Source organism: Microbacterium sp. ZW T5_45, assembly GCF_044987415.1.
Lineage (GTDB): Bacteria > Actinomycetota > Actinomycetes > Actinomycetales > Microbacteriaceae > Microbacterium.
The window spans coordinates 99,919-107,075 of record NZ_JBJDRJ010000013.1 but is presented as its reverse complement, the minus strand read 5'-3'; the positions used below and the strand labels follow the sequence as shown (position 1 = coordinate 107,075).

Annotated in this window: 8 protein-coding genes; 4 read left to right on the top strand and 4 right to left on the bottom strand. The window is 69.2% G+C overall.

The window, feature by feature from the left end; genetic code table 11:
• A partial coding sequence (locus ACI3KS_RS09295; protein WP_404917497.1) for a M24 family metallopeptidase occupies positions 1-366 on the top strand: 366 nt, incomplete at its 5' end.
• 20 nt (positions 367-386) lie between these two features.
• Here the strand turns inward: ACI3KS_RS09295 and ACI3KS_RS09290 are convergent.
• Genes ACI3KS_RS09290 through ACI3KS_RS09275 form a run of 4 tightly spaced genes read right to left on the bottom strand, consistent with a single transcriptional unit; the run spans position 387 to position 4,169 of the window.
• The gene (locus ACI3KS_RS09290) at positions 387-1,553 is read right to left on the bottom strand and encodes a MalY/PatB family protein (RefSeq protein ID WP_404917495.1); all 1,167 of its coding nucleotides are present in this window, start codon (positions 1,551-1,553) and stop codon (positions 387-389) included.
• Positions 1,550-2,746 (bottom strand): MalY/PatB family protein, encoded by a 1,197-nt coding sequence (locus ACI3KS_RS09285; RefSeq protein ID WP_404917493.1) that lies wholly within the window; start codon positions 2,744-2,746, stop codon positions 1,550-1,552. Before ACI3KS_RS09285 ends, ACI3KS_RS09290 begins: the two co-directional genes overlap by 4 nt.
• Positions 2,743-3,444 carry an alpha/beta family hydrolase gene (locus ACI3KS_RS09280; protein WP_404917491.1) on the bottom strand — a complete coding sequence of 234 codons (702 nt, stop codon included), beginning with the start codon at positions 3,442-3,444 and terminating at the stop codon, positions 2,743-2,745. Before ACI3KS_RS09280 ends, ACI3KS_RS09285 begins: the two co-directional genes overlap by 4 nt.
• Positions 3,444-4,169, bottom strand: a complete 726-nt coding sequence (locus tag ACI3KS_RS09275) for a general stress protein (protein WP_404917489.1) — start codon at positions 4,167-4,169, stop codon at positions 3,444-3,446. Before ACI3KS_RS09275 ends, ACI3KS_RS09280 begins: the two co-directional genes overlap by 1 nt.
• A gap of 86 nt (positions 4,170-4,255) precedes the next feature.
• Between ACI3KS_RS09275 and ACI3KS_RS09270 the strand changes: the two genes are divergently transcribed.
• From ACI3KS_RS09270 to ACI3KS_RS09260, 3 genes are read left to right on the top strand one after another with little or no spacing between them, the layout of a single operon-like run.
• Complete coding sequence (locus ACI3KS_RS09270; protein ID WP_404917487.1) at positions 4,256-5,512, top strand: magnesium transporter MgtE N-terminal domain-containing protein; 1,257 nt, start codon at positions 4,256-4,258, stop codon at positions 5,510-5,512.
• Positions 5,512-6,039, top strand: a complete 528-nt coding sequence (locus ACI3KS_RS09265; protein WP_404917486.1) for a DUF1003 domain-containing protein — start codon at positions 5,512-5,514, stop codon at positions 6,037-6,039. The genes ACI3KS_RS09270 and ACI3KS_RS09265 overlap by 1 nt, the downstream gene beginning before the upstream one ends.
• Positions 6,036-7,154, top strand: a complete 1,119-nt coding sequence (locus tag ACI3KS_RS09260; protein WP_404917484.1) for an Mrp/NBP35 family ATP-binding protein — start codon at positions 6,036-6,038, stop codon at positions 7,152-7,154. The genes ACI3KS_RS09265 and ACI3KS_RS09260 overlap by 4 nt, the downstream gene beginning before the upstream one ends.
• Positions 7,155-7,157: the final 3 nt, after the last annotated feature.

Here is a 7,157-nt window from a genome sequence, read left to right as displayed (position 1 = left end):
GCCGAGTGGGGTCTGCTCCCGGTCACCGCCGAGGAGGCACTGGATGCGGATGCCGGTGGCCAGCACCGCCGCTACATGGTGCACGGCACCTCGCACCACCTCGGCATCGACGTGCACGACTGCGCCCAGGCCCGACGCGAGATGTACTACGACGGACTGCTCGAGCCGGGCATGGTGTTCACGATCGAGCCCGGCCTGTACTTCCAGATCGACGATCTCACGGTGCCCGTCGAGTACCGCGGCATCGGGGTGCGCATCGAAGACGACATCCTCATGACCGAGGACGGCCCGGTGAACCTCTCCGCGGGTATCCCGCGCACGGCAGACGAGGTCGAGGCCTGGATCGCCCGGGTTCAGCGGGCCTGAGCCGGCTCCGCCAGTAGCCCTCAGCGCCGGGCGAGTGCGTCGGCCATCCGGCGCACGGCCTGCTCGATGATCGGAGCCGGAGTCGCCAGGATGAATCGAAGGAATCCCTCGCCGACCGCGCCGCACGCGGTGCCGTCGGTGAGGGCTACTCCGGCGTGCTCGCGGAAGAAGTCCGCCGGCGATTCCTCGATCCCGAGCGGGCGCGCGTCCAGCCAGGCGATGTAGGTGCCCTCGCCCGGCTCATAGCCGATGCCGGGGATGAGCTCGTCGAGCAGTCGCTTCAGCAGCGCGCGGTTGCGCTCGAGATACGCATGGGTGTCGGCGAGCCAGTCCCTGGCGCGGTCGTAGGCCGCGGTGTTGGCGATGATCCCCGGGTTGCTCGCGAGGAGTTCGTTGCGCGTGACGACCGGGGTCGCCCAGACCGCGGCATCCGCCTCGTTCGTGAGGATCACCTGCGCGGCTTTGAGCCCCGGGAGGTTCCATGCCTTCGACGCGCTGGTGGCGGTGACGGTGTGCGCGGCGGTCACTGCGCTGATGCTCGCATAAGGCACGTGACGGTGCGGGGCGAACACGAGCGGGGCGTGGATCTCATCCGAGAAGACGCGCCCGCCGTGCCGCTCCACGATCTCCGAGACCGCGAGCAGCTCCTCCCTCGTGTGCACGCGCCCGGTCGGGTTGTGCGGGTTGCAGAGGATGAGCATCCCTCCGCCGTCGGCGAAGGCGCGATCCAGTCCTTCCATGTCGAAGACGTACCGTCCGTCCTCGACGAGCATCGGGACCTCGACGATCTCGCGGTCGTGCATGGGCGGGATCTTCAGGAACGGCATGTACGCCGGCGTCGGCAGGATGATCTTCGATCCGGGCGCGCTGAAGTGATCGATGGCCGCACGCATGGCGATGAGCACGTCGCCGACCGGACGGATGCTCGTCGCCGGCACGTCCCATCCATAGGCGTCACGCTGCCAGCGGGCGCAGGCCTCGGCCATCGCGTCGACGATCGCCGGGGTCGGATACCCCATCAGCAGATCGAGCGGAGGGGTGAACACCTCCGCGATCTCGGGCGCGAGTCCGAAGTCCATCTCCGCGATGAACGCCCCGATCGCGTCCGGGTACGTCGTCCACTTGTACCGGCCGGACGCCCTCAGTTGTTCAACGGTGATGCTGTCGTACTCGTGCCCGCTGCTCACCGCACGGCCCTCTCCGAGGACGAGCCCCTCCTGTCGAGAGCTGCAGCGATCTGCCGTACGGCCCGTTCGAGGATGGGCCGCGGAGTGGCGAGGATGAAGCGCAGGAAGCCTGCCCCTGCGACGCCGCAGGAGCGGCCGTCGGTGAGTGAGACCGCTGCGTGCTCCCGGAGGAATTCAGCGGGCGAGCCCTCGATCTCCAGCGCACGCGCATCGAGCCAGGCGATGTACGTGCCTTCCGGAGCCGAGTAGCCCATTCCGGGGATCAGTTCGGCGAGCAGTTCGCCCAGCATCCGGCGGTTGCCATCGATGTACCCGATCGTCTCGTCGAGCCAGGAGCCGCTCTCGTCGTACGCGGCGATGGTCGCGACGACGCCCATGTTGCTGACGCCGTGCTCGTTCCACGAGACCTCGGGGCGGGCCCAGACCTCGGCATCGTCGTCGTTCGAGAGGATGACCTGCGCAGCCTTCAGGCCGGGGATGTTCCATGCTTTCGAGGCCGACGTCGCGGTGATGGTGTGCCCTGCCGTGACCTCGCTGAGGCTCGCGTACGGGATGTGCCGGTGCGGAGAGAAGACGAGCGGCGCGTGGATCTCATCGGCGAACACGCGGCCGTCATGGGCCGCGACGATCTCGCTGACCCTCACCAGTTCGTCCCGGTCGAAGACCCGTCCGACGGGATTTCCGGGGTTGCACAGCAGAAGCAGCCCGCCGCCGTCGCGGAAGGCCCGATCGATGCCCTCGAGATCGAGGACGTACCGCCCCTGCTCCACGAGCATGGGGACCTCGATGATCTCGCGATCGTGCATCTTCGGCACACTGAGGAACGGCATGTAGGCGGGTGTCGGCACGATGACCTTCGATCCCGGAGCCGAATAGTGGTCGATCGTGGCGCGCAGCGCCGCCAGCACGTCCGGCACCGGCTTGACCCGATCGGCCGATACGCGCCACCCGTAACGGCTCTCCTGCCACCGCGCGCACGCCGCCGACATGTCCTCAGCGAGCCGGGCGGGAAGATATCCGAAGAGGCTGTCGTCGATCGACCGTCGCAGAGCCGCCTCGATCGCCGGAGACGTGCCGAAGTCCATCTCCGCCACGAACGCGCCGATCGTGTCGGGGAACATCGACCACTTGACGCTGCCGACCTCGCGGAGCCGCTCGATCCCGATCCTGTCGAAGTCCTCCGCGATGCTCATGCCTTCTCCTCTTCGGTCGACTCATCCGTGCGGCGCCCGGCCGCGTCGACGAACTCCGCCACCACAGGCGCCAGATCGGCACCGACATCGGATGCTGCGCGTGTGCGCCCCTTCACCTCGAAGCTGTGTCCTCCGCCGTCGACCCACTCGACCCGCGCATCCCGACAGGTGGCAACGACCTCGTCGAACTGCGAGAGCGGCTGGATGAACGGGTCGTTCGTCCCCTCCAGGAAGAGCTGCGGCACCCGGATGGCCGGCAGATGCTCGGCGCGCGGCTTCTCGGGCTTGCCGGGCGCGTGCAGCGGATAACCGAGGTAGATCAGGCCGTCGACGAGGAGCCCCTGGGACACTGCCATCGACGCCATACGCCCGCCGTAAGACTTCCCCGCCGCCCAGACGCGGGCGGAGGGGACCCGGGCGCGCGCGGACCCGATCACGGCCGACCAGGCCGCGATCGCGTGCGCCGCCGGTCCCGGCATCCGTCGTCCCTGCTCCACATACGCGAAGTTGAAGCGAAGCGTGGAGAAGCCCTCCTCGTTCAATGCATCCGCGAAACCGACGAGGAATGGGTGGTTCTTGCCGGCGCCGGCGCCGTGGGCGATGACGATCGTGTCGTCTCGGCCGCCCTGGACCCAGTCGCCCGACAGGCGTGCGCTGCCGCTCGGGAGTTCGACCTCGATCGTGACGGCCTGCGCCATCAGGAGTTCTCTGCGGGCTTCTCCGCGGCATCCGGCTCTGCGGCATCGGTTTCGGGCGGGGCCTCGGCGGACTGCTCCGCCGCGTGGGCCGGCGGCTCCGCAGGAACCGGGTTCTCCGCGGGCACCGGGTCTGCGGGGCGTGGCGGGATCACCGGCTCCGCGACCGGCGCGGCCTGCGGCGCGCCGCCGACCGGCAGCCGCTCACCGTACCGCGGCGGCTCATCGAGGTTCACCGGAGGGCGCACGACGGTGGTCTGCCGCACGGCTGCGCCGAGGGCCTTGCGCGCCTTCGCCGCCGAGGCGGGCAGCACCGTGACCTCGTAGTGGTCGGCCGCGAACTGGGTGACGCTCGCGAAGTCTCGGCGACGTCGCACGATGGCGTACGTCGCGAGGCTGAGGATCATTCCGAGCGCGACGCCGATGAAGACCACGCCGATGAAGAGCTGCATCGGCACCTCGGGATTGCCCAGAACGAGGATCGCCGACAGGAAGAAGCCGATGAGCACGCCGTTGATCGCGCCGGAGCGAGCGGCGGCGGCGTAACCCAGGCGACCGGTGACCCGCTCGACCGTGCGCACGCCCTGACCGACGATCGCGATCTCGCGCGCCGGGACGTCTTCGGAGATCAGCTTCGAGACCGCCTTCTGCGCGCTCTCGTAGTCGCGCATCGACGCGACCACCTCGCCGGTCTCGCTGCTCGCCGCTGGGCGGTTCAACATGCTCATCCCGCCATTCTTCCACGCTGTTTCCTGCGCGGGCTGTGCGCGCCGGACGCCCTCTGCGCTCAGGGGCCGCGCACTACGCTGGAGAGGTGAGCACACAACGGGTATTCGCCGCGCGCCTCGCCGGGTGCGCCGTCTTCGACCCCGTGGGCGACCGGCTCGGCAAAGTCCGGGACGTCGTCATCGTGTATCGAAGTACCGCGGCTCCGCGGGTGATCGGCCTCGTGGTCGAGATCCCCGGTCGACGTCAGGTCTTCCTGTCGATCGGGCGGGTCACCTCGATCCGCGCCGGCCAGGTGATCAGCACCGGTCTCATCAACGTCCGCCGCTTCTCGCCACGCGCGGGCGAGGTGAGAGTGCTCGCGGAGCTCCTCGGCAGGCGGGTGGAACTCGTCGACGGCAGCGGCTCTGCCGTGATCGAAGACGTGGCGATCGAACCGAACCGGCTCGGTGAGTGGGCGATCAGCCAGCTCTTCCTGCGTCGGCCGAAGACCAGCGCCTCGCCGTTCGCGAAGGGGCCGACGACGTTCGCCGCGTGGAACGAGGTCTCCGATCAGAGAGTCGCAGGCGAGGCGCAGTCCGCGGAGCAGCTCGTCGCCTCCTATGCCGAGCTTCATGCCGCCGACCTCGCGAACACCCTTCTCGATCTCCCACAGAAACGCCTCCTCGAGGTCGCCGAGGAACTGCCGGACGACCGGCTCGCCGACGCGCTCGAAGAGATGCCCGAAGACGATCAGGTCCACATCCTCGACCGGCTCGGAGACGAGCGCGCCGCAGACGTGCTCGATCAGATGGAGCCCGACGACGCCGCAGACCTCCTCGCGCAGCTCCCGCCCACCCGGCTGGAGCACCTGCTCGAGCTGATGGAGCCGGAAGAGGCCGAGGACGTCAGGAACCTGCTGCGCTACGGCCCTGACACGGCCGGCGGCCTGATGACGCCGGAGCCGATCATCCTCTCCGCCGATGCGACCGTCGCCGAGGCGCTCGCCCTGATCAGACGGCACGAGTTGCACCCCGCTCTGGCCGCCGCGGTCTTCGTGACCCTCCCGCCGTTCGAGACGCCCACGGGGCGACTCCTGGGCGTCGTGCATTTCCAACGGATGCTGCGCTACCCGCCGCACGAGCGGCTCGGCGCGATCGTCGACGACAGCCTCGAGCCCGTTCCGGTGACGGCATCCGCCGCCGAGGTGGCCCGCATGCTCGCGAGCTACGATCTCGTCTCCTTGCCGGTGATCGACGCCGCGCACCGTCTCGTCGGCGCGATCAGCGTCGATGACGTGCTCGACTACCTGCTCCCCGACGACTGGCGATCGCACGACGGCGACGCCCCGACGGAGGTGCGCTGATGGCGAAGAACAGTGCACGCCTGGATGCTCCCCTCGGACGCGGTGCCACACGCCAGAGGCCGGCCTCGAGGGACCGGTTCGGACGATTCACCGAGTGGATCGCGCGGGCGATGGGCACCCCGACCTTCCTCACGATCCTCACCCTGTTCTGCGTGCTCTGGATCGGATACACGATTCTCGCCGAGCAGAACGGCTGGTGGCGATTCGACTCCGCAGCCCTGGGCTTCACCGCGCTCACTCTGATCCTCTCGCTGCAGGCGTCGTACGCCGCGCCGCTGATCCTGCTCGCCCAGAACCGTCAGGACGACCGTGACCGGGTGCAGATCGAGCAGGATCGTCAGCGCGCCGAGCGGAACCTCGCCGACACCGAGTACCTGGCGAGGGAGATCGTCGCGCTGCGCATGTCGCTCGAGGAGCGCAACTCCCAGGCGGTGACCCGTGACGTGCTGCGCCACGAGTTGAAGGCCCTCCTGGCCGAGCTCGAGGGCGACCGGGATCGCGGCGACGACCGCGGCGAGGCCTCATGACGGCGTCTGATGCAGTGCTCTCGGCCGTGTCGGCGGTGTCGGATCCTGAGCTGCGTCGCCCCATCGGCGACCTCGACATGGTGCGCGAGGTGCGAGTCGACGGCGGGCATGCACGCGTTGCGATCTCGCTGACGATCGTGGGCTGCCCTGCAGCGTCGAAGATCGAGAGCGACGTACGCGCGGCGGCGGCATCGGTCCCGGGGATCACCGGGGTCGACGTGGAGGTCGGCGTGATGACCCCGACCGAGCGCAAAGCCCTCACCGAGAAGCTCCGCGACGGCCGCCCCGCGCGGCAGATGCCGTTCGGTCCCGACTCGCTGACCAGGGTCATTCTCGTCTCGAGCGGCAAAGGCGGTGTCGGCAAATCGACGGTGACGGCGAACCTGGCGGTCGCCCTCGCCGAGCAGGGGCTCTCGGTCGGACTCGTCGATGCGGATGTGCACGGGTTCTCGATTCCCGGTCTGCTCGGAGTCGCGCCCGGCACGCAGCCCACGCGCATCGACGACCTCATGCTCCCTCCGGTCGCCCACGGCGTGAAGACCGTCTCGATCGGCATGTTCCTCCGCGATGGCGAAGCCGTCGTCGCCTGGCGCGGACCGATGCTCCACCGCACCGTGCAGCAGTTCCTCACCGACGTCTTCTTCGGCGATCTCGACATCCTTCTGATCGACATGCCGCCGGGAACCGGTGACATCGCGATCTCTATCGGGCAGCTGCTCCCCCACGCCGAGGTGCTCGTGGTGACCACGCCGCAGGCGGCGGCCGCGGACGTCGCCATCCGCAGCGGCCTCGTGGCACGTCAGACCGGACAGCGCGTGATCGGCGTGATCGAGAACATGGGACCATACGCCCTCCCGGATGGATCGGTCATCGACCTGTTCGGCTCGGGAGGCGGTGCCGCTGTCGCCGAGGCCCTCTCGGTCGAGGCTCCGGTCGACCTCCTCGCCTCGATCCCGCTCAGCCCCGCGCTGCGGATCGGCGGGGACGCGGGTATGCCTGTCGTCCTCGGGGACCCGACGGATGCCGCCGCCACGGCGATCCGCGATCTGGCGCGCACACTCGCATCGCAGGGGCGCGGCCTCTCCGGTCGTTCGCTGCCGATGACTCTCGCCTGATCG